The organism is Brevibacterium sp. SIMBA_078 (assembly GCF_046534565.1).
In the GTDB taxonomy this organism is placed as follows: Bacteria; Actinomycetota; Actinomycetes; order Actinomycetales; family Brevibacteriaceae; genus Brevibacterium.
Genome location: NZ_JAWRYQ010000677.1, coordinates 1 through 229, shown reverse-complemented (window position 1 = coordinate 229; position 229 = coordinate 1). Strand labels below are relative to the sequence as shown.

Sequence of the window (229 nt, the reverse complement as noted above, 5' to 3'; positions counted from 1 at the left end):
GATAGCAAAACCCCGCTCCGGAAAGAAGTGGCCTGACATGAAAATGTCCTACTTCCACACCCTGCTTGCTGAGGTTTGCACCGGTGTGGCTCCGGAAGTTAACGCTAAAGCACTGGCCTGGGGAAAACAGTACGAGAACGACGCCAGAACCCTGTTTGAATTCACTTCCGGCGTGAATGTTACTGAATCCCCGATCATCTATCGCGACGAAAGTATGCGTACCGCCTGC

1 protein-coding gene is annotated in these 229 nt (G+C 52.8%); it reads left to right on the top strand.

Going from position 1 to position 229, the window contains the following annotated elements; translation table 11 throughout:
* On the top strand, window positions 1-229 hold a 229-nt coding region (locus SB749_RS21185; RefSeq protein ID WP_410712055.1), incomplete at both ends, for a YqaJ viral recombinase family protein.